The sequence below is a fragment of the Sorangium sp. So ce302 genome (genome assembly GCF_051530145.1).
Taxonomy (GTDB): Bacteria; Myxococcota_A; Polyangia; order Polyangiales; family Polyangiaceae; genus Sorangium; species Sorangium cellulosum_B.
In genome coordinates, this window is sequence record NZ_CP150326.1 from 64,273 (window position 1) to 91,207 (window position 26,935).

A 26,935-nucleotide genomic window follows, 5' to 3' on the forward strand; every position below is an offset into this window, starting at 1 on the left:
TGGCGGCCAGAGGCAGCCGCGCGCCCGGCGAGTACACGAAGAGCGCGCGGCCGTTTCACTCGGCGGCGTCGGCGAAGAGCTCCGCAGGCGGCGCGTCGAGCGGCGGGGCCGCCCGCGAGGCCGCGCCGCCCACGCCGCGGTCGAGGGCGTCGCAGAGGAGCGCGCCGACGCCGGGGACGACGTTGGCGATCGCCTCGTCGGCCTCGCGCGGGTTCAGCCACCAGAACGGGTTCAGCAGCCGGCGGATGTCGCGGAAGGAGCGTGCAGGACGGCTGACCTCCACCGTGAAGGCGAGCGTTCCGAGGTTGGCGTCGAGCCAGTCGTCCATGTCGCCGACCGTGGGGTACCAGTGCGCCGCCTGGCGGATCTCGTACCGCTCGCGCGGCAGAGCCCGGCAGAAGGCGTCGCCGAGCGCCCGGTACAGCGGCTCGCGCGGGTTGGGCACGTCGGTGTGCGCCCACGGGTAGAGCAGGAAGTTGCCGCAGCTGTGAAAGCCGATCGCGAGCGCAGGCCGCGTCTCCAGCGCGACGTCGCGCAGGGCGCGCGACTCGGGCTCCGAGAACGCGTGAGGCCCCGTGTAGTGCGGCGACCACCGGAGGCGCGAGCCCGCGAACGGGTGCAGCGGCCGCGACGAGGACAGCGGCGCGAAATTCCGGTTCAGATCCACGCCGCGGGCGTTGCAGCGCTGCGCCGCTCGCCGCTCGCCGCGGAGGCGCTCCAGGTTGTCGGCGAACGCGTCGGGGTTGACGACCGGCACCACGACGAGCCGCGCCCGCGCCGCCACGCCCGCTCGTCCGCTCGCCAGGATCGACCGGACCGCATCGAGCAGCGCGAGCCCGCCGATCACCTCGACCCCGTGCATGAGCGACGTCAGCAGGAACGTCGGACCCAGCGGATTGCCGAAGTCGTAGCGCCGCAAGGGTCTTCCGTTTGCGGACGTCCCGATCGCTATTTCCCGTCCGCCGTAGGTGCGCGCGAGGCGCGCCCAGGCATCATCGAGCTGCGGGAGCTCGGCGTAGCGGCCGCATAGATCGGGCGAGCGTGTCATCCCAGTGTCTCTTATGTGACACCGGAATGGCGGCGGGCGCCAGCGGATTGAGCGGATTCATGTGTCGCGATTCCGCGGTTTCGCGATTCGCGTCGATTCGCGTCATCCGCGCGGCGGGTCGCGCTGGTCGCCCTTACGCGTCGCGAGGAGAGCCAGGCCCTCGAACAGGAGGTGCGCGCCGAGGTGGAGGGTGATGTCGGCGTGATCCAGCGCGGGGCATACCTCGACGAGATCCATGCCCACCAGGTTGATCCCCGCGAGGCCGCGGAGCAGCTGGATCGCCTCGCGTGAGGTGAGCCCGCCGGGCACGGGCGTGCCGGTGCCCGGGGCATAGGCCGGGTCGACGCCGTCGATATCGAAGGAGATGTAGACGGGCGACTCGCCCGCGGCTGCCCTGATGGCGGCGGCGATCGCAGAAGCGCCGTCGCGGTCGATCCGATCCATGCCGTACAGGGTCGCCCCGGCGTGCGCCGCGAAGGCGCCTTCCTCCGGGTGGCCCCACGTGGCGCGGATGCCGATCTGGTGGAGCGCGCTCCGCCCGATCAGCCCCTCTTCGATCGCGTTGCGGAACGGCGTGCCGTGGTGGAACGGCTCGCCCCACACCTCCGAGGTGCTCGTGTCGAGGTGCGCGTCGACGTGAACGACCGTGACGGGGCCGTGGCGCCGCGACAGCGCGCGGAGCACCGGGAGCGCGATCGAGTGGTCGCCGCCGACGACGAACGGGGCCGCGCCGGCCGCGAGCACCTCGTCGACCGAGGCCTGGATCAGCTCGCGAACGGAGTCTGCGTGAAACGGGGGAAAGGGCACATTGCCCCCGTCGAGCACGTTGATCGCGCGGAACACGTCGATGCCGTGGCCGGGGTGATACGACTGCACGAGCGCGCTCACGCGGCGCAGCTCGTAGGGGGCGAACCGTGCGCCCGGGCGGTACGTGACGCTCCCGTCCCACGGGACGCCGAGGAGCACGGCATCGGCGCCGGAATAGGCGGACGCGCCGGCCTCGTGGAATCCCGCCGTCGGGAGGCGAAAGAACGGCGTCTGCCCGTGCCGCAGGTACGCGGCTGCTCGTTGTTGAGACATGAGATCTCCTATAGGCTCAAGAGGTCCAGGATCACGGCGCGGGCGCGGTCCGCGAGATCCGCCGCGCCGCCGTGATCGCCGAGCGGCGGGCCAAAGGCGACGCGGGCGCTCGCCTCTCGGCGGCTGGAGAAGCGGAGGAAATGGGGGAGGAAGGTGTCGTCGCCCGCCCAGCAGAGCTCCGGATCATCGTAGGTGATGGCCGCGGGCACGATGGGGACGCCCGCGAGCTGGGCGACGCCGAAGATGCCTTTCCGGAACGGGAGGACCTTCTCTCCGCGGGTGGTCGAGCCCTCCGGGAAATTCAGCACCGGGACGCCATGGCGCAGGGCCCGGAGCGCGCTCCGGAGCACGCGCGCCCCGCTCGCCGGGCGCTGCCGATCGACGAGCAACACGCCGAGATCGCGCGCGCGATCGCCGATGATCGGCCAGCTGCCGATCTCCTGCTTCGCGATGGCGGTGCAGGGGGTGAGCGACGCGAGGAGGATCGGATCGAGGTAGCTGACGTGGTTGGCCACGACCACGAACGGCGACGCAGGGAGCGCGCCGGTCACGCGGACGCGCAGGCAGTGCAGCGCGCACAGGTCCCGGGCGATCCCGTGGAGGAGGCGCGCCCTCTCGCGGTGGCGCGAGGCGGGCAGCGTGGGGAGCAGGCTGGTCCGGAACACGGCGTCGAGCGCGAGCCCCATCACGCCGGAGACCCGGCTGGCGATGGAGAGCGCCTCGGTCCAGGGCCGGTCGTCCGCCGTCGGCGCGCGGCGGCCGTGGTCGAGCGGAGCGGTGGTCGTCATGGTCCGTCGGCCTCAGGCCACCGCGGCGATGCCGCCGCTCTCCGCCGCGCGCGGCTCCTTCGCCTCGGCCTGGCGATCGACGAGCCCCACCTTCTCGAAGCGGGCCCGGAGCGCCATGAACGCGTCGCGATCGATGCGCGAGATGATGCGCGGGTGTCCGGTGCCATAGAAATCGGGGCGCACCTCGATCTCCTTGGCGCCGAGCATGGCGTGGAGCGCCCGCGCGGCGTGGTTGTCCTCCTCGACGGTGAACCAGCACGACTCCGCCCAGCCGAGGATCGACCCGACGAACGCGCGGAGCAGCGTGTGCGTCGCGCGGGAGCCCTGATACTCGGGCAGGACGGCGAGGGTCGTGCAGTAGACCTCCTTGCCGCGCGTGAAGGAGAGCAGGTAGCCCGCGGGCCTCCCCGCGGCCTCGACCATGAAACAAGAGTCCTTGAAGAAGTCGCAGCAAAGACGGATGTAATACCGCCCGAGCTCCCCTTCGCCCGCGCCGCCGAAGAGGGCCGTCTCCAGTTCCATCAGAGTCGAAAAGTCATCGCCTCGGAGCGTGCGCGCCACATAACGGCTCATTGTTGCGCCTCCTTATTTCAATTGAATCGTTGCTGTGGGCGCAGCATGCCGGGACTCCGTGGAGAACACGTCACAGGACCCCCGAGGTTGAGAGACACGTCGGGGGCGATGGCGCGTCAAGATGGCTGGGGAATCGCGTACGGAAGGTGCCAGGGCGGCAATGTCATCGTGGCCTGAGGCGCTCTGCCGCCGTGGACGGGAGTGCGAGCGCGAGGCCGGCGAAGGCCCGGGCGGTGTCGAGGAGCGCGGCGACGCCCGAGGACGCGCGCCATCCGCCGGTCACGCCGGTCCAGTGCTTCATGGGCACGAAGATGTTGCCGTCGGTGTGCGGCGCCGCGCGATCCAGGAAGGTCGTGCGGAGCGTGTACGCCGCGAGCAGCCGCTCCATGAGGCCCGGGAAGGCGACGAACGCCGCGGCGGTGATGCGGCCGGCGGCGCCGACGTAGACATCGCGCCGCGGCCGCTCGGCGAGGGAGACCATCGCCGCTGCGACCCGCTCGGGGTCGACGATCGGCCGGATCGGCTGGACGGCGTGGCCGGTGAAATTGCCGGCGTGCTGGTAGATCGGGGTGTCGATCGTCGCGGGCAGGAGATTGCAAACATGGATGTCCGGCGTGCTGGAGAGCTCCTGTCTCAAGCAGGACGTGAGGCCGAGGACCCCGAACTTGGAGATCACGTAGGCGCTCATGGTCGGCGCGCCGAACTTGCCAAGAACGGAGACGTTGTTGATGAGCACCCCGGCGCCCTGCGCGCGGAAACAGGGCAGCACCGCCCGCGCCCCGTGCACATAGCCGAGCAGGTTCGTCTCGATGACCTGGCGGTAGGCCTCGTAGGGCGCCTCGTCCGCGCGCGCGTAGAGGAACACGGCGGCGTTGTTCACCCAGACGTCGATCCTGCCGAACACCTCGACGGCGGCGCGGGCGAGCGCTCGGACGGCGTGCTCGTCCCTCACGTCCGTCGTGACGGCGAGCGCCGACGCGCCGACGCTGGCGCACTCGGCGGCGACCTCCTCGAGGGCCGCCTCGTCCCGAGCGGCGATGACGACCCGCGCGCCGCGCCTCGCGAACGCGAGCGCCGCCGCCCTGCCAATGCCCGAAGATGCCCCGGTGATAACGACCACCGCATCGCGAATGCACTTCCGCATGACTGGCCCCCTCCCGCGCGGTCTTTCCCTCGCGGAGAGGAGAGCAAGGCGCGGGCCATCAGGGCCCGGGTCGGATGTGGCCGCGGAGCTCGATTGAAACGGCGAGCGTGGTGGATGGATGAAGAATTTTAAACGCAAAGTCGCAAAGGCGCGAAGACGCAAGGAGAAGAAGAAACAAATCTTTCTCTCTCCCTTGCGCCGTTGCGTCTTTGCGTTTTTTTTCTTCTCTCTCTTCAGCCGTAGAAGGGCTTCCCGGTCCTCGCCGCCTCGACGAGCGCCGGGGCGGGCGTCCAGCGCTTGCCGAAGCGGCGCTCGTAGATCTCGATGCGGCGGAGCACCTCCGCGGCGCCCAGGCTGTCGACGTAGCGGAACGGCCCGCCGCGGAACGGCGGGAAACCCAGGCCGAAGATCGCGCCGATGTCGCCGTCGCGCGGGCTCCGGAGGATCCCCTCGCCGAGGCAGTGCAGCGCCTCGTTCACGAGCTGGAGCGAGCAGCGCAGCTGGATCTCTTCGACCGGCACCGGCGGGCTGTCCTTCGCCCTCGGCACCGGCAGCCCGAGCACGCCATAGGCGCTCTCGTCGGCGTGCTTGCCCTTGCCCTTCTTCTTCGCCGCCGCGCCGTACAGGTACATCCCGCGCTCGTTCTTGCGGCCCCTCCGGTCGTCGGAGACCAGCCTGGCCATCGTGGGAGGCGGCGCGAGGCGGTCGCCGAACGCCTCGAGCATGATCGGGCCGACGTGCGCCGCCACGTCGATGCCCACCTCGTCGAGCAGCGCGAGCGGACCGACCGGCCAGCCCCACGCGACGAGCGCCGCGTCGACCTGCTCGATCGCGACCCCCTCGGCGAGCAGCCAGCTCGCCTCGTTCATGTACGGCCCGAGGATCCGGCTCGTGTAGAAGCCGACCCCATCGTTCACGACGATGACCGTCTTGCCCTGGCGCTTGCCGACCGCCACCGCCGTCGCGACCACCTCGGGCGACGTCGCCTCGGTCCGGATGACCTCGAGCAACGGCATCTTGTGCACCGGGCTGAAGTAGTGCATCCCGACCACGTTCTCCGGCCGCTTCGACGCGGCCGCGATCCGCGAGATCGGGATCGACGACGTGTTCGACGCGAAGATCACCCCGCTTTTGCCGTGCTGCTCGACGTCCCGCAGGACCGCGTGCTTCACCGCCAGATCCTCGAACACCGCCTCGATCACGAGATCGGCGCTCCGGAGGCCCGAGCTGTCCGTCGTCGCGGTGAGCAGCGCGAGCTTCTCGTCTCGCTCGAGGGGCGTGAGCTGCTTCTTCTTCACCCGCTCGCCGAGGATGTCGGCCACGTACTTGAGCCCGCGGCCGATCGACGCGTCGTCGCGATCCCGGAGCCGCACGGAGATGCCGGCGTTCAGGCTGACATAGGCGATGCCGGCCCCCATCAGGCCGGCGCCGATCATCGCGATCTTCTCGACCTTCCTCGGCTGCACGGCGGGGTCGTCCACGCCGGTGTCCTTCTTCATCGCGTTCGTCGCGAAGAAGAGCTCCATCAGCCGGTGCGCCGTGCTCGACGCGACGAGCTCGCCGAACGCGCGCGCCTCGACCTCCTTCGACGCCTCGAAGCCCTTCTCTGCATAGGTCCTCAGCACGTCGATGATCCGCTCGGGCGCCGGGTAGTGCCCGCCGGTCTTCTTGCGCGTCTGCCGCGCTGCCTGCTGGAAGAGCAGGGCACGGCCGATCGGGTTCCGCTCCAGGGCCGCGCGGGTGAGCGCGGCGGAGTCGAGCTTCGGCGCGCTCGCCCGCTTGGGCCGGAACGGCGGGCCGGCTTCGACACGCGCGAGCTTGAGCGCGAGCGCCGCGGCCGTCTCCCTCAGGATGGCCGCGGGGACGACGTCGTCGGCGACGCCGAGCTGCCGCGCCTTCGAGGGGCGCATGTTCTTGCCGGTGAGGCCGTGGTCGAGCGCCGCCTTCAGGCCGGCGCGCTCCGCGAGCCGCTGGAGCCCGTTGATCCCGGGGAGCAGGCCGAGCTGCACCTCGGGCAAGCCGAGCACCGTCTTCCGGTCGTCGCTCAGCACCCGGGCGTGGCAGGCGAGCGCCACCTCGAAGCCGCCGCCGAGCGCGGCGCCGTGGACCGCGGCGACGATCGGCTTCGGCGAGCGCACGATCCGCAGGATCGCCTCGTGACCGGCACGGCACATCGCCTCGGCCTGGGCCGCCGTGGCGACGCCCTTCAGCATCTCGATGTCGGCGCCCGCGATCCAGGTGTCGGCCTTGCCGGACACGAGGATCGCCGCCTTGATGAGCGGGTTGCTCGCGATCTGGCCCGCGATCCGCTCGAGATCGCCGGTGAACGTGGGCTTCAGCGTGTTGACCGCCTCGCCCGGGACATCGTAGGTGACGACGGCCACGCCGTCGGGGCGCACCTCGAGGGAGAGCGGGCTCGCGGCCGCGGGGGCCGGCGTGGCGGCGGCGGATGTCGTCGTCATGCGGCCTCCAGGACAACGGCAGCGCCGAGGCCGCCCGCCGCGCAGACGGTGAGGAGCGCGTGATGCCCGCCGCGCTTCTTGAGCTCGCGGAGCGTGGAGAGGACCATGCGCCCTCCCGTGGCCGCGAAGGGGTGCCCGAGCGCGATCGAGCCGCCGTTGACGTTGAGCTTCTCCGGATCGATCTCGCCGACGGGGGCGGACCGGCCGAGCTTCTCCGCGGCGAACGACGGCGACGCGAGCGCCTTCAGGTTGGACGCGACCTGGGCGGCGAAGGCCTCATGCATGTCGACGAGGTCCATGTCGGCGAGCGAGAGGCCGGCGCGCTCGAGCGCCCGCGGCACGGCGAGCACCGGGGCCATCAGGAGCTGCCAGCCAGGGTCGACCGCCGCGTAGGACCACGACTTGACGTACCCGAGCGGCTGGTAGCCGAGCGCCTTGGCCTTGCCCTCGCGCATCAGGAGCAGGGCGCTCGCCCCGTCGGTGAGCGGCGACGCGTTGCCCGCGGTGATCGTGCCGTGCCGCCGATCGAAGGCCGGCGACAGCTTCGCGTAGGCGTCGAGGGTCGAGTCGTCCCGGACCACGTTGTCGCGCTCGACCGGCTTGTCGTAAGGCGGGGGGATCACGTGCATGACCTCGGCGGCGTAGGTGCCGTCACGCCAGGCGCGCGCGGCGTTCGTGTGCGAGCGGTGGGCGATCGCGTCCTGCTCGGCGCGCGAGATGCCGTTCTGCTTCGCCATCTTCTCGGCGGCCTCGCCCATCTGCTCGCCCGTGGTCGGCTCGCGCGAGAAGCCCGGGATCGGGGGCACGAGGTCCTTCAGCGAGAGGCGGGAGAGGATCTCCAGTCGGGCGCCGAGCGTCCTGGCCTTCTGGAAGTCGGTCAGCGCGGAGGCCAGCTTCCGGGAGACGCCGAGCGGCACGTCGCTCATGCTGTCGGCGCCGCCGACGAGGGCGACGTGGTGCTGGCCGGCGAGCATCGCCTCGGCGGCGCTCGTCATGGCCTGGAGCGACGTGGCACACGCGCGCGAGACGCTGTAGGCGTCGGTGTCCTTGGGCAGGCCGGTGCGCAGCACGACCTCGCGCGCGATGTTGAGCCAGTCGAGCGTCGGCACCACCTGCCCGTAGACGACCAGCGTGACGTCGCGCGGGGTCACCTCGCTCCTCTGGAGGAGCTCCTTGACCACCGTGGCCGCGAGATCGACGGTGCGCAGCGCTTTGAGCGCCGTCCCCGCCTTGGTGAACGGCGTGCGCAGCCCGGCAACGACCGCCACCCGGTCCTTGCCGCCCTTCCCATTCTTGCCTGAAGCCATGTCGACTCCTCTGCTGCCGGAGAGCCCATCGCGAGCCCGCCCCGCGCGCCCCGCGCAGCCCCCCGGATCCCGGCGTGCCAGCGCACACCGGTTGGGGTAATTCCCTTAGGTGCGCTAACGCGGCGTGTCAACCTTGGGCGGCGAGGGCGTCGCAGGCGGCGAGGCGCTCCACGAGAAAGCGACGTGGGAGGAAGAACGGTTGGGACAGCCTGGGCGCTAATTTGGCCCACGGTTGAGCTTGCCGATAGCGTGGGTGGCCATGCGGAAATTCATTCTATGCAGTGCGTTGCTCTGCGGCGCTCCGGCGCTCGCGGGGTGTGCGACGTTTGCAAGCGACTCGGCGCCGGCGGCGCCGGGTTATGTGTATGTGGCTGGTCACAAGAACAACCAGCCTGCGATGTGGATGTGCCCTGACGCGCCGGGCAAGGCGGAGTGCACCGAGGTCGAGGTAACGACGGAGGCGGCCGAATGAAGCGTTCTTTGATTTTCGGGCTCTTGCTCGCGAGCTTCGGCGCGATCGGCTGTCAGGGGAGCTACACGAGCATCCGGCAGATCGACGGGACGCGGTACCACGTCACGCGCACGAAGCAGGGCTTCTTCAACGCGTACGGCACCGTGTTCGACTGCCAGGCCAAGGGCGACGCGATGACGTGCGTCGAGATCAGCGATCTGTGAGCTCCGCGCGGGAGCGCTGCTCCTCGCAGGGTTTCTAGAAGAATAAAAACGCAAAGGCGCAAAGACGCAAAGACGCAAAGACGCAAAAGGAGATCGAGAAGAATTTTTTCTCGCTACTTCTTGCGCCTTTGCGCCTTTGCGTCTTTGCGGTTCATTCTCTCTCTGTCGCTCCGGCTCGCGCGTCACCGGCAGCCGCGCCTGCTCACGCCTCGCGCAGGAAGGCCTCGAGCAGCGCCGCCGAGACGTCGAGGAGATCGCGCTCGGTCACGATGCCCACGAGCCGTTCGCCCGCGACGACGGGCAGGCAGCCGACGCGCTGCTCGCGCATGATCCGCATCGCCTCCAGCGTCGGCGTGTCCGGCGCGACGGTCACGGGGTCGGGCCGCATGATGGACGCCACCGTGGGCTGCGCGGATCCGCTCGGCGCCGCCGCGGCGCCGCGGGCGACGAGCCGGAGCAGCGCGCGGTGGGAGACGACGCCGACGAGCCGGCCCTGCTCGTCCTCGACCGGGACGTGGCGCACGTGCCGCCAGTCCATGACGCTCGCGGCGAAGTCGACGATGTCGGTGGGCCGCACCGTGAACAGATCGGTCGACATGAACTGGCCGACGGTCCGGTAGCTGTCGCGCACGAGGTCCAGGTCGTCCTCGAGCGCGGCGGGCTCCCACGCGTGCACCGGGCGCCCGGCCCCCCCGCCCCGGGCCTCCTCCTGCTGGTGGGCGAGCATCGCGGCGCAGAGGGCGCGGTTCCGCCGCTCCGGGGTGCCCCGCCCGGCCATGGCCGCGAGCGAGCCGAGCGCCCACTGCGCGCCCGTCTGGCCGCGGCGGACCCGCTCCTCGACGACGCCGAGGTACCGGTCGACGTCGGCGGCGTCGATGCCGGCGGCCGAGAGGCCCGCCCGGGCGGCGGGGAGGAGGTGCGAGAGGATGAGCTCCGGGGCAGGGAGGCTCCGGCCGCCGAGCCACGTGAGCTGCGCCTTGAGGCCGTGGCGGGCCGCCGCGAAGAAGTTCGTCTTGGCGTCCTCGAACGGCATCTCGAGGTCGATGCGCGGGTGCTCGGCGGCGAGGCCGGTCATCAGGCCGAAGAAGAAGGCGGCGTTCGCGACCTCGTCGAGGACCGTGGGCCCCGAGGGCAGCGCGCGGCTCTCGATGCGCAGGTGCGCGACCCCGGCCAGGGCGCCGTAACAGGGGCGGTTCCAGCGGTAGACGGTGCCGTTGTGGACCCGCAGGGCCTTGAGGTCCGGCACCTCCCCGCGCGCGAGCACGGCCGCGGGGGGCTCGCCGGGATCGGCGGTCATGATCACGCGGAACCGCGCGATGTCCTCGCGGAAGAGATCGAGCACGCCGCCCTGCACCCAGCCGTCGCCGAAGTGGACGCGGGGCCTGTGTTGCCGGCCCTCGAGCGTGTTCGGGCGGGTGTCGACCGAGGTCTCGAAGAGGGCGATCCGGGTCTCGTGCCAGAGCCTCTGCCCGAGGAGCAGCGGCGAGTTGACCGCGGCGGCGAGGACGGGCGCGGTCACCGTCTGGGCGAGGTTGTAGAGCGACGCGAACTCCCGCGCCCCGACCTGGAGGTGGACCTGGAAGCTCGTGTTGCACGACTCGAGCAGGATGTTGTCGTGGGTCATCTCGAGCTCGTCGAGCCCGTGGATCGAGACGCGGAAATCGCCCTGGCGCAGCCGCAAGAGCGCGCGGTTGAGCTCGTGGTAGCGAGGCGCCGGCGTGAGGTTCTCGAGGCGGAGGTCGCCGGCGCGCAGGGTGGGGAGGATGCCCGTGAGCAGGACGTCGGCGCCGACGGCGCGCGCGGCCTCGGCCGCCCGCCCGATGACCTCCGAGAGCTCGGCCTCGAGCCGCCGCAGGCAGTCGCCGCCGAACGGGAGCGGGGTGAGGTTCGCCTCCAGGTTGAAGCGAGCGAGCTCGGTCGTGAGCCGATCGTCGGCGGCCCGCTCGAGCACCTCCAGCGCGAGCGGGGCGGGCCGGAGCGCGCGGTCGACGAGGAACATCTCCTGCTCGGCGCCGATGCGGCGCACGCCGGACTCGATGCGATCCTCCAGGAGGAGGCGCTCGAGCGCCTCCACGTCGTCGAGCAGCGCCCGCATGAACGCCTTGTGCTGCTCCTCGCTCGCCTGCTCGGAGACGTGCTGCTCGCCCATGGTGATCGCCCCGCCTTTCGCTCGCTCTCGCTCCCGGGAAGCCTACGACGGCGAGCGGCAGGGGGCGCGGGGGATCCCCCGGCGGGACGGCGGGCGTCTGGCTCGGCGCGGGCGGCGCGGCGGCGGGCGACGCGGTCAGAAGCTGCGGCCGGCCGCGAGCCGCAGGGTGGCGACCTTGTCCTCGGCGAGGCCGAACCCGAGCGGCGCGTCGAGCGCCACGAGCAGCCCTGCCCGGGCGTAGTAGCCAGGCTGCTTCAGCGTGTAGGTGAAGAACGGCTCCATCGCGAGCTGCATCTTGTCGTCGCGGGTGAGCGTCAGCGCGGCCTGGAGGCGGAGCCCGCCGCCGTAGGGGCCTCGGCCGCGCAGCTCGAGCTCGTCGCCCTGCTCGACCACGAGCTCGACGCCGGCCTTGCTGGTCGGAAGGGCGAACATCACCGCGGTGTCCGCGCGGTAGACGAGCCGCGCGGCGAGCTCCGCCTCGACGCCGCCGCGGACCTTCAGGGGAAGGTGCCCGGCGGTGAGCCGGTGCAGGTCGAAGGACGCGCGCGCGGGGGCGGTCGCCTGCAGCGTGGCGCGGGCGTCGGCGTCGGGGGCGCTGAGGACGGGGATCGAGAGCGCGCCGCCGCCGAAGACGGTGAGCTTGCGCGAGAGGGCGCGCGCATAGTGGGCGCCGACCGTGGGGTTGCCGAAGAGAAGGCTGCCGGCGCTGCTGCTCTCGTCGACGCCGAGCCGGGTGGACCGGAACGAGGCGGAGACGTCGCCATAAGCGAGCGGGAGATCCACGTCGAGGTGGAGCCGGCCGAACCACTCGAGCTGACCTCGGAGATCGAAGGTCAGCCCGAACGTGCTCACCTCGGACGTGACATCGTCCATGGCCCATGAGGCCGACTTGCTCAGGACGTCGAGCTCGAGCTCCGCACGCGATCCCTGGGATTTAGCCCAGCTGTTCTTTTCTGCCGGAGCGGCAGGGGGTGCCGTGAGCCAGAGCGAGAGCAGGAGAGCGGAGGAGAGCAGCGATCTCGCGTTCAATCAGGCCCACCTGCGAGGATTACCATGGCTCGGCTCGGCCGTGGTTATCGAACGGCACCCTCGGCGCCCGCGGCCTCCTCGTCGTCGTCCTCCTCCTCGTCGTCGTCCTCCTCCTCGTCCTCGTCGTCGTCAGCGTCGACGTTGCCATCGAACAGCAGGGAGGGAGCGCCTTCGTTGCCGTGCTCCGCGAAGATCGCGTCAGCGGCGATGACGAGCTCCTCCATGCGGTCGGCGTCGACGGGGCCGTACACGGCGAGCGCCATGGCGCGATCCTGCACGAACAGCCACGCGTCGGGGAAGTCGAGCAGGGCGTCGCGGATGCTCTTCGAGAGCCACCGGCCGATGGCCTTCGCTTCGGGTCCCTCGACAAGGAACTGCTCCATGAACTCCGGGTCCTTCTTGAACTGGACGCCGGTGTTGGGGGCACGCCTGCCATCGACGATGGGCAGCGGGCACACGGTGAGCCGGGGCCCGGCCTTGGCCAGCTTTGTGAGGACCACCTGGTACTCGCTGCCGTTCTTCGCGTCCGGGCCCACGACCGCGACGTAGGCGAGCTTCGGGACGAGCTCGTAGCGGGCGAGGACCGCGCCGCCGCCCGTCTCCTGCAGCGTGTGCGCGAGGCTGGACGGCAACGAGCGCACCGGACGAGGGCCGTCGCCGCCGGCGTCGGCCTTTCGGCCGCCCGGCTTCGCGCCGGGACGGGCCGGGGCCGCCTCGGGGGTCATCAGGGCGCGCCAGCGCGCGAGCTCGCGGTCGCGCCGCGCCTCGTGCCGACCGCGCAAGCCGGTCAGGAACCAGACGACGAGCAACGCAAAGGGACCTACGTACCAGAGCCAGGGCATGGGGCGGCGATGCTAGCAAACCTCGCGGAGCTGCGGTGGGGTCGCGCGCGCCCGCGGTGAGGCGCGGCTGTCGTGGCGAACCTCGCCGCTTCGCGGCGAGGTGCGGCTATCGTGGCGAACCTCGCCGCTTCGCGGCGAGGTGCGGCTATCGTGGCGAACCTCGCCGCTTCGCGGCGAGGTGCGGCTATCGTGGCGAACCTCGCCGCTTCGCGGCGAGGTTCAGGGCGCGGGGGCCGGAGCGGCGTCGTCCGGCCGCTCGAAGACGCACCAGTAGCCGTTCTTGCTGTGGCGCACCATCCCGGCCACCTCGTACACGCCCCGGAAACGCCGGTCCTTGCGGAGCTTCTCCTGCGCCGGAAACGGGAGCTTGTCGCACGTGTCGGCGCCGCCGACGAACACGAAGTAGCGCGGCATCTTGTCGAAGACGTGCTGCACGTAGCCGGGGCCCGTCTTGCGCGTGTAGCCGCCCGGGAGCTTGGAGATCACGGGATCGACGAGGCCGAGGAGATCGAGCACCGGGTAGTCGGTCACATACCCGATGTACCCGATGTCGCCCACGGCGACCTCGCCGGGCTTGCCGTGCTCCTTGAACCAGTTGGCCACGCCGCCCGCGGCGCTGTCCCAGAACCGCTTCTCGTCGTCGAGGATCCGGTGCTGGGCGCGCTCGATCCGCTGCGCCCGGAAGACGCCCAGCGCGACGAGGCAGCCGAGCGCGAGCACGCCAGCCCCCGCGGCGAGGGCGATCGCCCCGCCCTCGGGCGCGTCCGCGGCGCGGGCCGAGAGCTGGGCGAGCAGCGGCTCGAGCAGCGCGCGCGCGCCGAGGCCCGCGAGGAGGAAGCAGAACGGCTCGAACGGGCTCATGAAGCGGTAGTACGGCATCCAGTCCCCGCCCACGAGGAGCACGTAGCCGCCCACCGCGAGCGCGAGGGCCGCGACGCAGAGCGCGTCGCGGTGGCGCGCGACGATCGCCACGCAGAGGCCGAAGAGCCCGAGCAGCAGCGCCGGCCACGTGTGCTCCGCGTACTCCGCGAGGTAGCGCTGCCCCCCGGCCAGCTGCTCGGCGAGGCTGCCGGTCTTGGCGCTCAGCGTGTTCGGCAGCCACGTGCCGTAGTAGCTGTGCCGCCAGAGCATGTGGCACGCGATGGGCGCGGCGAAGACGACGCCGCGGAGGAGGTTCTGCCGCCCGAAGAAGCGCAGGCCGAGGAAGAGCATCGGTATGCCGATGAACAACGGCGCTTCCGGGCGCGTCAGGCCAGCGAGCCCGAAGACGAGGCCCGAATACGGGAAGCCGGTCCCCCGGTCGCGCTCGCGGAACATCATCTCGGTGCCCGCGAGGACGAGCAGGACGAACAGCGGCGTCTCCAGGCCGAAGACGGCATATCCGCTCTGCACGATCGAGCTCGCGAACAGCCACGTGGCGACGCAAGGGACCGCGCCGTGCGGGCGGAGCCGGGCCGAGAGGAGGTAGAGCGCGCCGAGCGAGCCGCAGGCGGCGAGCCCGCCGAGCACCTTGGCGACGACGTCGGGGTCGAGGCCGAGCTTGATGCCGCCCGCGAGCAGCACGGTCCAGAGGAAGTTCGTGTACCCCTCGATGCGCTCGCCGGCGTTGTAGACGAGCCCGAGGCCCCGGGCGAAGTTGCGCGCGTACCGGTACGAGATGTACGCGTCGTCGATCGTGAACGAGCGCACGCGCACCATGTTCACGACGAGCAGGAACGCCGGCAAGACGAGGCCGAACGCGAGGTGCAGGCGCTCGGAGAGCGGCGCGCCTCGCAGCCAGTCGCGCAAGCGTCTGGCCGGGGGCGCGCCTTCGACGACGCCGTCGCCCGCCGCTTCCATGTCGCCGTCGGCCTCGTCGCTCGGAGGGGCGACCCCGAGTTGCCCGTGCTCTGCTTCTTCCGGTTCCAGGAAAGCCATGTGAAGCCTCTCCCTACCATGGATGGTTCATGTCGGGGTCGTTTCTTGGTCGAGGCGCTCATCCCAGCTATCCTCGCGACATGCGTGCAGTCATTGTCGCTCTTGCCGCCTCCTCCGCGCTTCTCGTCACGCCCCCGGCGCTCGGTGCCCGAGGCGTGCCGTGCGGTTTCTATGGCATCGATCCAGGGGCGCCCGTCGACGCAGGGGAGGTGATCCTCGACGACGATCAGGCGAAGCGGCTCGCGCGGGCGGGCGCCGGCGCCGTGCGCGTCGAGTTCCTGCTCGATGACGCCGAGGCGTGGGACGACGACAAGCTCGAGCAGTACGACGCCATCATCGACGCGGCGCGCGCCGCGGGCCTCGAGCCGGTCGGGCTCCTCTCTCACCGCACGATCGGAGAAGGACAGGATGTCTGGAATGACGATCCGGACCGGGACGGCGACAACGCGTACGTAAAGGCGTTCGCCGAGACGGCAGAGGCGCTCATGACGAGGTACGCCGGGGACGTCGTCCAGTGGGAGATCTGGAGTCAGCCGAACTGCTCCGAGCTCCCCGACCCCGCGCTCGACCCGGAGCACGCCGGCTGCACCTTCATCCTGCCCCGGGTGCTCGCGCAGATCCTCGCCCAGATCCGCATCCGCAACGAGGCGCTCTTCAACGTCGACGCGCTGTCGCTGACCACGGGCGGCCTGCTCGCCTCGGACGACGCGGCCGCGCCGTTCTCGGGGGTCGATTACCTGCGCGAGCTCTACGCGCAGCCGGCGTGGGACGATCTCGAGGCGCGCTTCGGCCAGCGGACGCCGTGGTCTCGCCTCGGTCAACAGCTGTTCTTCCATCAGAGCACCGAGGTCGATCCGGTGACGCTCAACGATTATCTCGACGCGCTGCGCGACCTCGCCGACGAGGAGGGGGACGAGAGCCCCTTCGCGGTGACCGGGATGGCGTGGTCGAGCGCGCTCGCCGGCGAGGAGCTCCAGGCGGCGAACCTGACAACGTCGTTCGAGCTGCTCTCGGAGCGCGACGACGTCGCCGGCGTGGTCTGGGCCAGCTTCCAGGACGCGCCGCTCGACGAGCAGCCCTTCGGCCTCGTCGACGAGGTCGGCGTGGAAAAGCTCGCGCTCGCCGCGTTCAGCGAGTCCGCCGACAACTGCGAGCCGACGGAGCAAGGAGGGGGGACGGGGAGCGGCGGCGGGGGGAGCGGATCGAGCGGCGGCGGTGTTGCTGCCGGCTCGCCGCCCGGCAGCAGCGGACAGGTGGGGCGGCCGATCGACGGAAAGCGGCGCGCGAGCTCCTGCAGTTATGCTGTGGGCGCAACCAGCGGAGGCGGAACGCGGCAAGATGTGTGTTGGCTCACATTGCTCGCGATCGGCGCGATCGCGATGGTGCGCTGCCGCCGCGTCATTTGAAGGCAACTCGAGCGCTCTCGTCGCCGACAGGTGAGGCATGCCTCACAGCTCGGCGCGCTTCGCGCGGCGGATGGCCGTGCACGTCGGCCTTTTGCTCTTCACCGGTTGCGGGCACGACGGCGCGGGCGATCGCTTCGGCGTCTGCGGCGATGGCGTGGTCGACGAGGGCGAGGTGTGCGACGACGGCAATACCGCGGAGCGCGACGGCTGCTCGCCGACGTGCCAGCGCGAGGAGCCAGCGGCGCCCCGCTGCGGCGACGGCGCGCTCGACGCGGGCGAGGCGTGCGACGATGGCAATACGGCGGCCAGGGACGGCTGCTCGGCGGCGTGCGAGATCGAGGCGCCCCCGCGCTGCGGCGACGGCGCCATCGATCCGGGGGAGCAGTGCGACGACGGGGACGTCGCGACGGGCGACGGCTGCGAGGTCGATTGCACGAAGACGCCGGCCGAGGAGACCGTCTGCGAGGAGCTTTTGCCGCTCGCGCAGGGGACGTGCGAGGTCGTTGCCGGCGCGGGCGCGACGCTGATCCGGGGCGTCGTGCTGGCCCCGGGCAGGGTGTACCGGGGCGGGCGGGTGCTCGTGGACGAGCGCGGCGCGATCGCGTGCGTCGGCTGCGATTGCGAGGCGGCGGGCGCGACGGAGATCATGTGCCCGACCGGCGTCGTCTCCCCGGCGCTGATCAACACGCATGATCACATCACGTACACGCAAAACAGCCCGTATACCCCGACCGAGGAGCGCTATGAGCACCGGCACGACTGGCGCACCGGCAACAACAAGCACACGAGAATCGACACGCCCGGCATGGCTGACCAGGCGCAGATCCGCTGGGGCGAGCTCCGCTTCCTGATGGGCGGCGCGACCTCGATCGTGGGCTCGGGGAGCGCGCCAGGCCTCCTCCGGAACCTGGACCGGGCCGACCAGGAGGGCCTGGGCCAGAACGCGGTCCATTTCGACACGTTCCCGCTCGACGACACGGGCGGCCGCGAGCTCGTGAGCGGTTGCGGCTACTCGGCCGACATGGTGACAGGGGAGGACGTCGAGGGAGAGGACGCCTATTGCCCGCACGTCGCCGAGGGGATCGATGCGTCGGCGCGCAACGAGTTCGTCTGCCTGAAGGCGGAGCCGAACGACGTGCTCGAGCCGCAGAGCGCGTTCATCCACGGGATCGGCCTGACCGCGCCCGACTACGCGGCGATGGCGGCGGAGGGCACGGCGCTCATCTGGTCTCCCCGCTCCAACATCACGCTTTACGGCGACACCGCCGTGGTCACCGCCGCCGCCCGCCTCGGGGTGCAGATCGCGCTCGGCACCGACTGGATCGCGACCGGATCGATGAACCTCCTGCGGGAGCTCCGGTGCGCGGCGGCGCTCAACGAGGCGTATTACGACGGCTTCTTCACCGATGAGGAGCTGTGGAGGATGGTCACCGAAAGCGCCGCCGCGGTCACCGCGACGGACGACGTGATCGGCGCGCTGTCCACGGGGAAGGTCGCCGACATCGCGATCTTCGACGGCAGAGAGCGCGAAGGCCACCGCGCTGTCGTCACCGCCGATCCCGAGGACGTCGTCCTCGTGATGCGCGGCGGAAAGGTCCTGTATGGCGACGCGGCCGTGGTGTCCGCGGTCCGGGGCGCGGGCGCCTGCGACGCGGTCGATGTGTGCGGCGTGTCGAAGCAGGTCTGTCTGCGGGACGAGATCGGGATGACGCTGGAGGACCTCGAGCAGCAGGCGGGCGAGATCTACCCGGCCTTCTTCTGCGGCGAGCCCGAGGGCGAGCCGCTCTGCACCCCGTCGCGCGCGGAGAGCGCGCCCCTGAACGCCTCGGTGAACGGCTCGACTGTCTACACCGGGCAGCCGACGGACGCGGATCTCGACGGCGACGGCATCGAGAACGGCGCGGACGACTGCCCGAGCGTCTTCAACCCGATCCGGCCGCTCGACGACGGGGTCCAGGCCGACTTCGACGGCGACGGCGACGGCGACGCCTGCGACGCGTGCCCGCTCGACGCGGGCAGCACGCTCTGCTCGCCGCCGGACCCGAACGACGCCGACAACGACGGCGCGCCGAACGGCGCGGACAGCTGCCCGAACCTCCAGAACCCCGGCCAGGCCGACGCGGACGGCGACGGCAAGGGCGACCCGTGCGACCTGTGCCCGGACCAGGCGAACCCAGGGGCCCTGGGCTGCACGGTGGCGATCTACGATATCAAGGACGGCACGCGCGCGGAGGGCGAGACGGTGGCCCTGGAGAACGTGCTCGTGACCGGGAAGCACGCGAGCGGCTTCTTCGTGCAGGCGAAGCCGGGCGACCCGGGGTACGCGGGGCCGGCGCACTCCGGCGTCTACGTGTACAGCCCGCAGAACACGGTGCTGGTCGGCGATCGCGTGCGGATCACGAGCGCGGTGATCGCGAGTTACTTCGGGCAGATCCAGCTCGGGTCCGCCGTGGTCGAGGTGATCGCGTCGCTCGGCGAGGCGGCGCCGGCGCCGGCGCCCGTCGCGCCGGCCGACATCGCGGCGGGCGGCGCGCGCACCGCCGAGCTCGAGGGGGTCCTCGTCGAGGTGGAGGACGTCACGGTGATCGGGCTCGATACGATGGTTCATGAATTCGTCGTCACAGGCGATCTGCGCGTGGACGACCTCCTGTACCGGTCCAGCCCCTTCCCGGCGGAAGGCCAGCATTTCGCGAGCATCCGCGGCATCCTCACCTACCGGAACCACGACGCGAAGGTCGAGCCGCGCGGCGTCGATGATCTCGTGACGACCCTCGGGGCGGCGGCCGCGACGGCAGGGCTCGTGATCAACGAGGTGGATTACGATCAGCCTGGCGGAGATGGAGCCGAGTTCATCGAGATCTACAATGGCGCCGGCGCGCCCGTGGATCTCACGGGCCATGCGCTCGTGCTGGTCGATGGATCCAGCAGCGCGCCCTCCGCCTACAGAACGCTCGATCTGGGCTCCGCCGGTACGCTCGCGGCTGGCCAGTACCTCGTCGTCGGCAGCACGGCGGTGGTCGGCACCGACACCATGCCAGGCGTCGTGGCGGAAGGTGCGGTGACGATCGCCTTCTCGGGCGCGCAGACCGACCGGATGCAGAACGGGGCTTCCGACGGGATCGCGCTGATGAACACCATGACAGGGGCCGTGATCGACGCGCTCTCCTACGAGGGGAGCATCACCGCCGTCACGATCGGGGGCGCCAGCGTGAGCCTCGTCGAAGGCGACGCGTTGCCGGCCACGGTGGCGGACGGCGGCATGGCGGCAGGCTCGCTCTGCCGCCTGCCCGACGGGACGGACACGAACCGGGCCGCCGCCGACTGGGCGCTCTCCGCGACGATCACCCCTGGTGCGGCGAACGTGCCGTGAGCCCGGCCGAGACGCCGTGTTCTTCAGCGCAGCGCACCTCGACGCCCGCCGTTCGCCCGGCGCCACGCGGTCCGCGCCGCGCGCGCCGGTGTCTTCGTCCTGTCAGCTGTGTCCGGAGAGAGTGAAGAGAATCAAGGAGGAATGGGCCGTGAGCGGGCGCTCACAGGCAACCGCAGAGCGGGTCGCCCGCCTTGCACACGCACTTTCCGCCCTTCTTGGCCGGCGCCGCCGCGCTGGCGCCCCGCGCCGCGCTGGCGCCCCGCGCCGCCTTGCCGGACGTCGCCGCTCGGCCGCGGAGGGTTGCGGCCGCCTTGGTGGTCGACGTCTTTGTGTCGGCCACGTCCTCGCCCTGCGCCAGCGCCTTGGTCGCCTCCGTCGCCTTGTAATCGGAGAACGCCTTCTGCGCCTTCTCAGCGTCGCTCTTGGCGGCGTCGAGCGCGAGGGTAAGCTCGGTGATCTTCCGGTTGCGCTCGTCGAGCTGGAGGTTGAGCTGCGCGATCCTGTCCTGCTCGGCGACGCGGGCGGCCACCGCCTCGGCCTGAGCCGCCTCGGCCACCTTCACCTTGCCGGCGAAGGTGGTCACCGCGACCGCGGCCACGGCCGCCACGACCAGACCCACCCCGAACACGAACCGACCCCGCCGCTTCTGCCGCACGCCCTGGGCGATCGCCTCGAGCTCGCGTTCAAGGTCCCCCGAGGCCGACATGGGCGGCACGCTGGCAGCCACCGGCGCGATGCTGGCGGGCCCTCTGGTCCCCTGGTAGAGCACTCCCGGGCTTTGTTGCGTGTTCATCATCGCGCGCGACCTCCTCCTGCGTGAGCCGTTCCTCCTCTAAGCAAGTGGGGGGCCTCTAAGCAAGTGTGGTGCCAGGTGAGCGCGCCCCGACTTGGCACCGTGTGCATCGTCCGTGAAGCAAACAGCGGTGCAAAGCGAGGACTCACACCGCAAAGCGGTGGCTCGCACCGCAAAACGAGGACTCACACCGCAAAACGAGGACTCACGAGGCGCTCCCGAGGAGAGTCGCGCGAGATCCGGGTGGATCACTTGTTCTGGTGCATGGATCGCTCACCGGACCTCGATGCGTCCCCTGGTCCGACGGAGGTCCTGCACCACGCGCCGGCAACACCGGTGCTGTCGGCGCGGAGGGAGGGCCGCCTCACGGCAGCGATCGGAAGCGCCCCGATCGAGCCAGCGATTCCGGCTACTTGCGGCCGTAGTCCGGCCACCGCCGCGTCCCCGCGGGATCCTCGTCGCGAGGTGGCCGTCAGGGCTTCAGCTTGGCGACGAAGGCGTCGGCGCCCCCGGAGCTCATCATCGGGTCCTGCCCGAGATCGATCCTGCCGCTGAAGCTGCCCGTCAGCGCGATGGCTCCCAGCTCATCCACGGCGACGGCCCGGGCGCGCTGCTCCGCCGCGTCGCCGAACGATTTGGCCCAGGCCGTGTCGCCGTTCGGAGCGAGCTTCGCGATGAAGGCGTCGTTGCCGCCGAGGGACTCGAGCCTCGGGCTCGGGGCGCCGAAGTCGATGGCGCTCTCGAACTCTCCGACCACGATGACGTTGCCCGCCTGGTCGGCCGCCACCCCCAGCGCCTTCTGATCTTCCGCATCCCCGTACAGACGGTTCCAGAGGTGCTTGCCCTCCGCGGTGAAGGCGGCGACGACCGCGTCCCTTCCCCCGGCGTATCTCCGCGGCGCTCCGTCGAAATTGATCGTTCCCCCGGTGCTCCCCGCGACGACGATGTCCCCCTTCGCGTCCACCGCGACCGCGGCAAATTCCTGGCTCATGGTGTCGCCGAAGATCTTGGCCCAGAGCGGCGTCCCGTCCCCGTCGAGCTTCGCAATGAAGGCGTCGTCGCCCTGAGCATTGAGGAGCGTCGTCCCGAAGTTCACCCTGCCCGCGATGCGGCCGACCAGGACCACGCCTCCGTCGGGCGTGACGGCAACGTCGTTCGCGACCTCAGCGGTCGTATCGCCGAAGTTCCTGCTCCAGGCGAAGTTTCCGAGGGCGTCCATCTTCGCGACGAAGATGTCCTCTCCACCTTCGCTCGTCAGGTGGTCCCCGCCCAGCTGTTGCCCGCCCAGCACGTCGGCCCAGTCGGTGAAGCTGCCAGCGACGACGATGTTGTCGTCCGAATCCACCGCGAGACCGTAAACTCTATCGACGCTCGGACCGGCGATGGTCTTGATCCAGTCCAGGGCGCCCTCTGCGTCGAGCTTCGCCACGAACACGTCCGAGCTGCCTCTGCTCGTGAGCGGCGTCCCGTCGAAGTTAAGTGTGTTTTCGAAGGTCCCGGCCAGGATCACGCCGCCGTTCTTGTCGAGCGCCACGCGATTGCAAGAATCCGAGCCGTTCCCCCCGAACGCCTTCGACCATTCCTTCGCGCCGCCGGGCGCGAGCTTGACGACGAAGCCGTCGAACGCTCCCAGGCTGCCGACGGAATCCAGGCTGGTGCTGAAGGCACCCGCGATCAGGAGGTTTCCTTCCCTGTCGAAGGTGACGTCATAACCGATCTGCTCGCCGTTCACTCCGAGCTGGGTGCTCCACTCGTGCGCTCCGGTGCACTCCGCCACACGATCGCAGCTCTCGTCATTCGCCTTCGTCGTACAGGCCTCGGTCCTGGGGAGCACCTCGTCGACGCACGCGCCGCCGCGCAGGCAGCCGTCCTTGCACTCGCCGACTCCCCTGGTCGACTCGGGGCCTGTATAACAAGGGTCGCAGGGCTCGCTGCCGCCTGCGCCGCCCGTGCCGCCCGCACCTCCCGCGGCGCCTGCGCCTCCCACGCCGCCCGTGCCGCCCGCGCCTCCCGCGGCGCCCACGCCGGCCATCCCGCCTTGCGCGGTGCCGCCGCCGCTGATGGCGCCCGGCACGAGCACGCCTTGATCGAAGCACCCGCCCAGCGCGCCGGCCACGCCGAGCGCGCCGCAAAGGACCATGAAGCCGTTGCGTTTCATCAAAACACCCCCGCGATCCCGGCACCCCACGGCGATATCCACGGACGGACCGCTGCGCCCTTGGGCCTCGCCGCCGCGGACGGTGCGGTGAGGAGCAGCGCGACGCCGCCCGCGGCGAGCGCTCCGCCCACGATGAACGCCGGCGCAGGGACGAGGCGCAGGTCGTTGTACGAGCCCAGCCTGGCGCGCGTCCTCGGCGTGTCCGGGCACACGACGTCCTCGGTGCACCCGAGATCGATCAGCTCGCTGCGCCGCGCGCTCGTGATGCCGAACGTGATCCCACCGACGACGAGCGCCGCGGCGCCCGTGCCGACGGCGGTCCAGCCGAGCACGCGCTGCGTGGTGCCCGGCGCCGGGTCGGCGGGCGGGGGGAGGACGATAGGCGGGCGGACACCGACGGGGAACTCGAGCGCGAGCGCCGCCTCCTGCCGCTCCTGCAGCGCGACCTCCCGCCGGACGACACGCCCCGCCCACGCGGCCTCGACGACGTGCTCGCCAGGATCGACAGGCTGGCTGACCCCCACCAGCGCGGGTGGCATCGGCTTGCCGTCGATGGTGATCTGCACCTCGCGCTCCGGGGCGCCGCGTACCCCCACAGAGAGCCTGGGGATTCGTGGCTTGAGATCGTCGTACGCTTTCCCGGCGTCGGCGACCGCGGCCTTGAAGACATCGCTGGCCGAGGCGTCGAGCGAGGTGCGGCTCACTTGCAGGTAGCGCTCGGAGGCCTCGATGAGGCGCCCGAGCTGCTCGAGGCACCGCGCGGCATAGAGGTCGATCGTCGGCGCCTGGATCAGCTGGTCCGCGCGCCCGAACTTGTCGAGCGCCGCCGCGTACTGGCCCTTGTCGAAGAGGTCGAGGCCCTCTTCGGCGAGGGCCCGGGCGGCGTTCATGGTGGCGGGGTCGACGTCGGCCGCCCGCGCGGTGGTCGCGAGCGCGAGCGCGAGCGCGAACGCGATGGTGGCGGTGCCCGAGACCCTCGATCGCGCGCGCATTCGTCTCCTCAGAAGCCGAGGCGGTCGGACCTGGGGCGCGTCGCGCTGGAGGCCGCGGGCGGGGCCGCGGACGAGGGCCTGGGCCGCGGCGAGGAGGACGCGGCCCTGCCCGGGCGAGCGGGCGCCGTCTGGGCGGAGGAGGCGGCCGCGGCCGGAGCGCTGGCCGCCAGCGCGGAGCCGGCGCGGGGCGCAGGCGTCGAGGTCGACGCGGCCGTCGTGTCCTGGGGAGGCGCGAGCTCGGGCGCCACCCTGGGCGAATTCGCCTCCGCCGGCGGATTGTTCGCGGGGGCGGCGACAGGCGGTGTGTCGAGCGTCCCCGGCGGCGAGGCCGCGCCGGACGGCGGTGCGTGCGGGATCGGGTCGTCCCCGAGCGCGCGCCAGCCGATGAAGAGCACCCCGCAGAGGACCGAAGCCGCGAGGCCTAGCGCGACGGCCGGGATCGGCATCCTGCGGCGAGGTCTCGAGTCGGCTCCGGCCTCGTCGTAGAGGCCCGGCGGCGAGGCGACGCTCCCATCGGGCGAGACGGAGAGCGGGGAGGTGGAGATCGGCGGACCGGAGAGCGGCGCGGCGGAGAGCGGCGCAGCGGAGATCGGCGGGACGGAGGGCGACGTGGTGCCCGCGCCCCCGGGGATCGAGCTCACCGAAGCCCGCCCGCCCTCCTGCGCGTCGCTGGGCGGCAAGAGCGCGTCGCGCAGCGCGTCGACCATCGCCGTCGCCGAGGCGAACCGCCCGTTCGGGTCACGGCTGCACGCCTGCATGAACCACTCGTCGAACGCCGGCGGCACGGGCACAGACGCCACCTTCGAGGGGACAGGCAGCGGATCACTGCATATCTCGAGGATCATCGCGCCAGGCGCCTCGGCCGTGATCGCCGCCCGGCCGCAGACGCATTCGAACGCGATCACCCCGAGCGCCCAGAGGTCCGACCGGTAATCGACGGTCGCGCCCTGCGCCTGCTCAGGGCTCATGTACGGCAGCGTCCCGATCAGCACGCCCGCCTGCGTCCCGATGCCCTCTTTGCCGGACAGGCGCGTCTTGGCGACGCCGAAATCGAGGACCTTGGCCACCTCCCGGTCGTCGTCGCGGGCGAGGAAGATGTTGTCGGGCTTGAGGTCGCGGTGGACGATGCCGGCGTCGTGGGCCTTGCGCACGGCGCGCGCGACGTCGGCGAAGATGCGCGCCGTATCGGCCGCATCGAGCGCGCCGACACGCTCGAGCCGGTGCGCGAGGTCCTCGCCCTCGAGGAGCTCCATCGCGATGAAGGGGACGTCGTTCTCGACGCCGTGATCGAGGATCTGCACGACGTTCGGGCTGCGGAGCGCCGCCGCCGCCTGCGCCTCCTGGTAGAAGCGCGCGCGGACCGTCTCGTCCTTCGCATAGAGAGGCCCGAGCACCTTGATCGCGACCGGCGAGCCCAGCGTGAGATCGTCCGCGCGCCAGACGGTGCCCATGCTGCCCGAGCTGAGAGGGCGGAGCAGCCGATACCGGCCGACCAGCACCTGTCCCTCCAGCCCGAACGCGTTCGTCGTCATTGTCGCAGGACCTGTGGTGCGCGCGTGGCCTTCCCTACGCTGGTGATTGTTCAGTGCTGGTCAACAAGAACAACGGATAGACTGAAAGTCTACGAGGCGTGGCGCGGAGCGTCAATCGGTGCGCCCGCCGCGTGCTCGCAGGACGTCGCTAGAGCACCGAGCAGGTTGGAACGCCGCGCGAGAGAGAGTTTGAACCACAGCGACACAGAAGCGACAACAACAAAACCTCCGCGCATCCGTGGTTCGTTTCGTCAATTTTTCGATCGGTTCGGTACCCTAGATCAACACGAAGTCCTCGGCCACGGAGACCTCCTCGGCCATGATGCTCGTGGTCTCCTCGTCGCGCTGGACGGCGAGCTTGTAGAGTTGCGCCAGCACGGCCGGGTGATCCTCGACCAGACCCATGAACTCGGTGGCCGGAAGGTACAGCGTCACGGTGGGGTGAACGGCGATCACCTCGGCGTTCGTCGCGCGGCGGAGGACCATCGCGATCTCGCCGGCGACGTCGCCGGGGCCGAGCGTCGAGAGCACGAGCGGCTCGCCGCGGGCGTCGTCCGCCGCGTCGCGCCGGACGACGGCGACCTCTCCGGAGGCGATGAGGAACAGGCCGGGGGGCCGCTCATCCTGGACGAGCAGCCGCTCGTTCTTCTCGAACGTGCGCGTGCGGAACCGCTTCACGAGCGCGGGCCTGTCGGCCTCGGGCACGACGCGGAGCACGTCGCTCATCCGGACGAGGTTCTCCACCATGCGGTCCCGGCAGTAGGCCGCGAGCTCCAGGCCCACCTCGGGCTCGCGCTGCGCGATGTCGTCGATCGCGTCGCGCTTCACCTCGAGCACGATGGAGGGCCGCGTGGCGATGACGCTCCCGGTGCGCGGGGCCCGAGAGAGCAGCGCCATTTCGCCGAACATGGCGCCGTTCGCGAGCCGGGCGAGGAGGATCTCCTCGTCCCCGCGCCGGCGCCGCGCCTCGAGCTCCCCGCGCGCGACGAAGTAGGCCTCGCTGCGCGCGGCGCCCTGCTCGATCACGGTCGTCCCCGCCGCCACCCAGATGGGCGTGAAGGCAGCGCACAGGGCGCGGAGCGCGTCGCGCCCGACGGACGAGAAGACCGGCTGGGGCGCGATCCCGGGGTGATCGGCCTGGGCGGCCAGCCTGCGCGTGGCGTCGTGGAGGATCTCCGTCGCCTTGTTGAGCAGGAGCGCGCCGGTCAGCACGGAGGCGAGCGGCTGGAACGCCTCGGCGGCCGGCAGGGGCGGCGGCGGCGGCGCGCCCTCGCCGAGCCGCGGCGAGTCCCGGCAGAACGCCTCGGCGATCAGGTCGAGCCCGGGGCCGGCATCGCCGCCGAAGCGCTCGCTCTCGCGCGCGGCCGCCACGGCGAGCGGCAGGTTCTCGAGGTCGATCGCGCGGGCGATCGCGGTGGAGCACGCCTCGCGCGCGGCCTCGTGCCGGTTCAGCTCGCCGAGGAGGCGCCCGCAGAGGCAGAGCGCCGACGGCATCGTCGGGTCGTGCCGGACCAGCGCAGCGGCCCAGCGCAGCGCGGCGTCCCGCTCTCCCGCGAGCGCCAGCGAGAGCGCGCGGTCGATCGGCGACTCCGCCTGCTGGATCGAGCCCGGGAGTACCGGGGGGAGGGCCATGTAAGCGTGTATATCAGGGTTCATTGCGCGGCGGCAAA

General features: G+C 71.3%; 20 protein-coding genes. 4 read left to right on the forward strand and 16 right to left on the reverse strand.

What is annotated here, in order from left to right; all coding sequences use genetic code 11:
- Window positions 1-55 precede the first annotated feature (55 nt).
- The 7 genes from WME73_RS00250 to fadI form a co-directional block, all read right to left on the reverse strand.
- Window positions 56-1,048 (reverse strand): M14 family metallopeptidase, encoded by a 993-nt coding sequence (locus WME73_RS00250; RefSeq protein ID WP_437914369.1) that lies wholly within the window; start codon window positions 1,046-1,048, stop codon window positions 56-58.
- 102 nt (window positions 1,049-1,150) lie between these two features.
- A complete protein-coding gene (gene speB, locus WME73_RS00255) occupies window positions 1,151-2,128 on the reverse strand; it encodes an agmatinase (RefSeq protein ID WP_437914370.1) in 978 nt (325 codons plus the stop codon).
- 8 nt (window positions 2,129-2,136) lie between these two features.
- On the reverse strand, window positions 2,137-2,916 hold the full coding sequence (locus tag WME73_RS00260) for a lysophospholipid acyltransferase family protein (RefSeq protein ID WP_437914371.1): 780 nt from the start codon (window positions 2,914-2,916) through the stop codon (window positions 2,137-2,139).
- A 12-nt stretch (window positions 2,917-2,928) separates the two neighbouring features.
- Window positions 2,929-3,438: a GNAT family N-acetyltransferase gene (locus tag WME73_RS00265; RefSeq protein ID WP_437743558.1), complete on the reverse strand. Its 510-nt coding sequence runs from the start codon at window positions 3,436-3,438 to the stop codon at window positions 2,929-2,931.
- Window positions 3,439-3,652: 214 nt separating this feature from the next.
- On the reverse strand, window positions 3,653-4,633 hold the full coding sequence (locus WME73_RS00270; RefSeq protein ID WP_437914372.1) for an SDR family oxidoreductase: 981 nt from the start codon (window positions 4,631-4,633) through the stop codon (window positions 3,653-3,655).
- 233 nt (window positions 4,634-4,866) lie between these two features.
- Entirely contained in the window at window positions 4,867-7,095 is a 2,229-nt protein-coding gene (gene fadJ / locus WME73_RS00275; RefSeq protein WP_437914373.1) for a fatty acid oxidation complex subunit alpha FadJ, read from the reverse strand.
- On the reverse strand, window positions 7,092-8,402 hold the full coding sequence (fadI, locus tag WME73_RS00280; RefSeq protein ID WP_437743561.1) for an acetyl-CoA C-acyltransferase FadI: 1,311 nt from the start codon (window positions 8,400-8,402) through the stop codon (window positions 7,092-7,094). The genes fadJ and fadI overlap by 4 nt, the downstream gene beginning before the upstream one ends.
- Before the next feature lie 259 nt (window positions 8,403-8,661).
- Between fadI and WME73_RS00285 the strand changes: the two genes are divergently transcribed.
- Window positions 8,662-8,874 (forward strand): hypothetical protein, encoded by a 213-nt coding sequence (locus tag WME73_RS00285; protein WP_437743562.1) that lies wholly within the window; start codon window positions 8,662-8,664, stop codon window positions 8,872-8,874.
- Window positions 8,871-9,077, forward strand: a complete 207-nt coding sequence (locus WME73_RS00290) for a hypothetical protein (RefSeq protein ID WP_012232684.1) — start codon at window positions 8,871-8,873, stop codon at window positions 9,075-9,077. Before WME73_RS00285 ends, WME73_RS00290 begins: the two co-directional genes overlap by 4 nt.
- Window positions 9,078-9,279: 202 nt before the next feature.
- On the opposite strand, the gene WME73_RS00295 is transcribed toward WME73_RS00290, so the two are convergent.
- The 4 genes from WME73_RS00295 to WME73_RS00310 all read right to left on the reverse strand — a co-directional run bounded on the left by WME73_RS00295 (window position 9,280) and on the right by WME73_RS00310 (window position 15,014).
- Entirely contained in the window at window positions 9,280-11,226 is a 1,947-nt protein-coding gene (locus WME73_RS00295; RefSeq protein WP_437914374.1) for a CBS domain-containing protein, read from the reverse strand.
- A gap of 135 nt (window positions 11,227-11,361) precedes the next feature.
- Complete coding sequence (locus WME73_RS00300) at window positions 11,362-12,099, reverse strand: hypothetical protein (protein WP_437914375.1); 738 nt, start codon at window positions 12,097-12,099, stop codon at window positions 11,362-11,364.
- 200 nt (window positions 12,100-12,299) lie between these two features.
- Window positions 12,300-13,097 (reverse strand): hypothetical protein, encoded by a 798-nt coding sequence (locus WME73_RS00305; RefSeq protein ID WP_437914376.1) that lies wholly within the window; start codon window positions 13,095-13,097, stop codon window positions 12,300-12,302.
- A gap of 219 nt (window positions 13,098-13,316) precedes the next feature.
- The gene (locus WME73_RS00310; RefSeq protein WP_437914377.1) at window positions 13,317-15,014 is read right to left on the reverse strand and encodes a hypothetical protein; all 1,698 of its coding nucleotides are present in this window, start codon (window positions 15,012-15,014) and stop codon (window positions 13,317-13,319) included.
- A gap of 80 nt (window positions 15,015-15,094) precedes the next feature.
- On the opposite strand from WME73_RS00310, the gene WME73_RS00315 reads away from it, so the two are divergent.
- Window positions 15,095-16,420, forward strand: coding sequence for a hypothetical protein (locus tag WME73_RS00315; protein ID WP_437914378.1), 1,326 nt, complete (start codon window positions 15,095-15,097; stop codon window positions 16,418-16,420).
- Between the two features lie 37 nt (window positions 16,421-16,457).
- Complete coding sequence (locus WME73_RS00320; protein WP_437914379.1) at window positions 16,458-19,790, forward strand: lamin tail domain-containing protein; 3,333 nt, start codon at window positions 16,458-16,460, stop codon at window positions 19,788-19,790.
- A gap of 160 nt (window positions 19,791-19,950) precedes the next feature.
- Here the strand turns inward: WME73_RS00320 and WME73_RS00325 are convergent, their stop codons facing one another.
- The 5 genes from WME73_RS00325 to WME73_RS00345 form a co-directional block, all read right to left on the reverse strand.
- Window positions 19,951-20,586: a hypothetical protein gene (locus WME73_RS00325; protein WP_437914380.1), complete on the reverse strand. Its 636-nt coding sequence runs from the start codon at window positions 20,584-20,586 to the stop codon at window positions 19,951-19,953.
- A gap of 469 nt (window positions 20,587-21,055) precedes the next feature.
- Complete coding sequence (locus WME73_RS00330; RefSeq protein WP_437914381.1) at window positions 21,056-22,741, reverse strand: SBBP repeat-containing protein; 1,686 nt, start codon at window positions 22,739-22,741, stop codon at window positions 21,056-21,058.
- Window positions 22,741-23,733, reverse strand: coding sequence for a tetratricopeptide repeat protein (locus WME73_RS00335; protein WP_437914382.1), 993 nt, complete (start codon window positions 23,731-23,733; stop codon window positions 22,741-22,743). The genes WME73_RS00330 and WME73_RS00335 overlap by 1 nt, the downstream gene beginning before the upstream one ends.
- 8 nt (window positions 23,734-23,741) lie before the next feature.
- Window positions 23,742-25,265 carry a protein kinase domain-containing protein gene (locus WME73_RS00340; RefSeq protein ID WP_437743572.1) on the reverse strand — a complete coding sequence of 508 codons (1,524 nt, stop codon included), beginning with the start codon at window positions 25,263-25,265 and terminating at the stop codon, window positions 23,742-23,744.
- 276 nt (window positions 25,266-25,541) lie between these two features.
- Window positions 25,542-26,897, reverse strand: coding sequence for a cyclic nucleotide-binding domain-containing protein (locus WME73_RS00345; protein WP_437743573.1), 1,356 nt, complete (start codon window positions 26,895-26,897; stop codon window positions 25,542-25,544).
- Window positions 26,898-26,935 lie beyond the last annotated feature (38 nt).

Coding starts and splice junctions, on each gene's coding strand:
- WME73_RS00320 (WP_437914379.1), top strand. CDS start 16,458: ATGCCTCACAGCTCGGCGCGCTTCGCGCGGCGGATGGCCGTGCACGTC.
- fadI (WP_437743561.1), bottom strand. CDS start 8,402: ATGGCTTCAGGCAAGAATGGGAAGGGCGGCAAGGACCGGGTGGCGGTC.
- WME73_RS00330 (WP_437914381.1), bottom strand. CDS start 22,741: ATGAAACGCAACGGCTTCATGGTCCTTTGCGGCGCGCTCGGCGTGGCC.
- WME73_RS00295 (WP_437914374.1), bottom strand. CDS start 11,226: ATGGGCGAGCAGCACGTCTCCGAGCAGGCGAGCGAGGAGCAGCACAAG.
- WME73_RS00260 (WP_437914371.1), bottom strand. CDS start 2,916: ATGACGACCACCGCTCCGCTCGACCACGGCCGCCGCGCGCCGACGGCG.
- WME73_RS00325 (WP_437914380.1), bottom strand. CDS start 20,586: ATGATGAACACGCAACAAAGCCCGGGAGTGCTCTACCAGGGGACCAGA.
- WME73_RS00250 (WP_437914369.1), bottom strand. CDS start 1,048: ATGACACGCTCGCCCGATCTATGCGGCCGCTACGCCGAGCTCCCGCAG.
- fadJ (WP_437914373.1), bottom strand. CDS start 7,095: ATGACGACGACATCCGCCGCCGCCACGCCGGCCCCCGCGGCCGCGAGC.
- WME73_RS00270 (WP_437914372.1), bottom strand. CDS start 4,633: ATGCGGAAGTGCATTCGCGATGCGGTGGTCGTTATCACCGGGGCATCT.
- WME73_RS00315 (WP_437914378.1), top strand. CDS start 15,095: ATGCGTGCAGTCATTGTCGCTCTTGCCGCCTCCTCCGCGCTTCTCGTC.
- WME73_RS00305 (WP_437914376.1), bottom strand. CDS start 13,097: ATGCCCTGGCTCTGGTACGTAGGTCCCTTTGCGTTGCTCGTCGTCTGG.
- speB (WP_437914370.1), bottom strand. CDS start 2,128: ATGTCTCAACAACGAGCAGCCGCGTACCTGCGGCACGGGCAGACGCCG.
- WME73_RS00345 (WP_437743573.1), bottom strand. CDS start 26,897: ATGGCCCTCCCCCCGGTACTCCCGGGCTCGATCCAGCAGGCGGAGTCG.
- WME73_RS00265 (WP_437743558.1), bottom strand. CDS start 3,438: ATGGAACTGGAGACGGCCCTCTTCGGCGGCGCGGGCGAAGGGGAGCTC.
- WME73_RS00285 (WP_437743562.1), top strand. CDS start 8,662: ATGCGGAAATTCATTCTATGCAGTGCGTTGCTCTGCGGCGCTCCGGCG.
- WME73_RS00335 (WP_437914382.1), bottom strand. CDS start 23,733: ATGCGCGCGCGATCGAGGGTCTCGGGCACCGCCACCATCGCGTTCGCG.
- WME73_RS00340 (WP_437743572.1), bottom strand. CDS start 25,265: ATGACGACGAACGCGTTCGGGCTGGAGGGACAGGTGCTGGTCGGCCGG.
- WME73_RS00300 (WP_437914375.1), bottom strand. CDS start 12,099: ATGGACGATGTCACGTCCGAGGTGAGCACGTTCGGGCTGACCTTCGAT.
- WME73_RS00310 (WP_437914377.1), bottom strand. CDS start 15,014: ATGGCTTTCCTGGAACCGGAAGAAGCAGAGCACGGGCAACTCGGGGTC.
- WME73_RS00290 (WP_012232684.1), top strand. CDS start 8,871: ATGAAGCGTTCTTTGATTTTCGGGCTCTTGCTCGCGAGCTTCGGCGCG.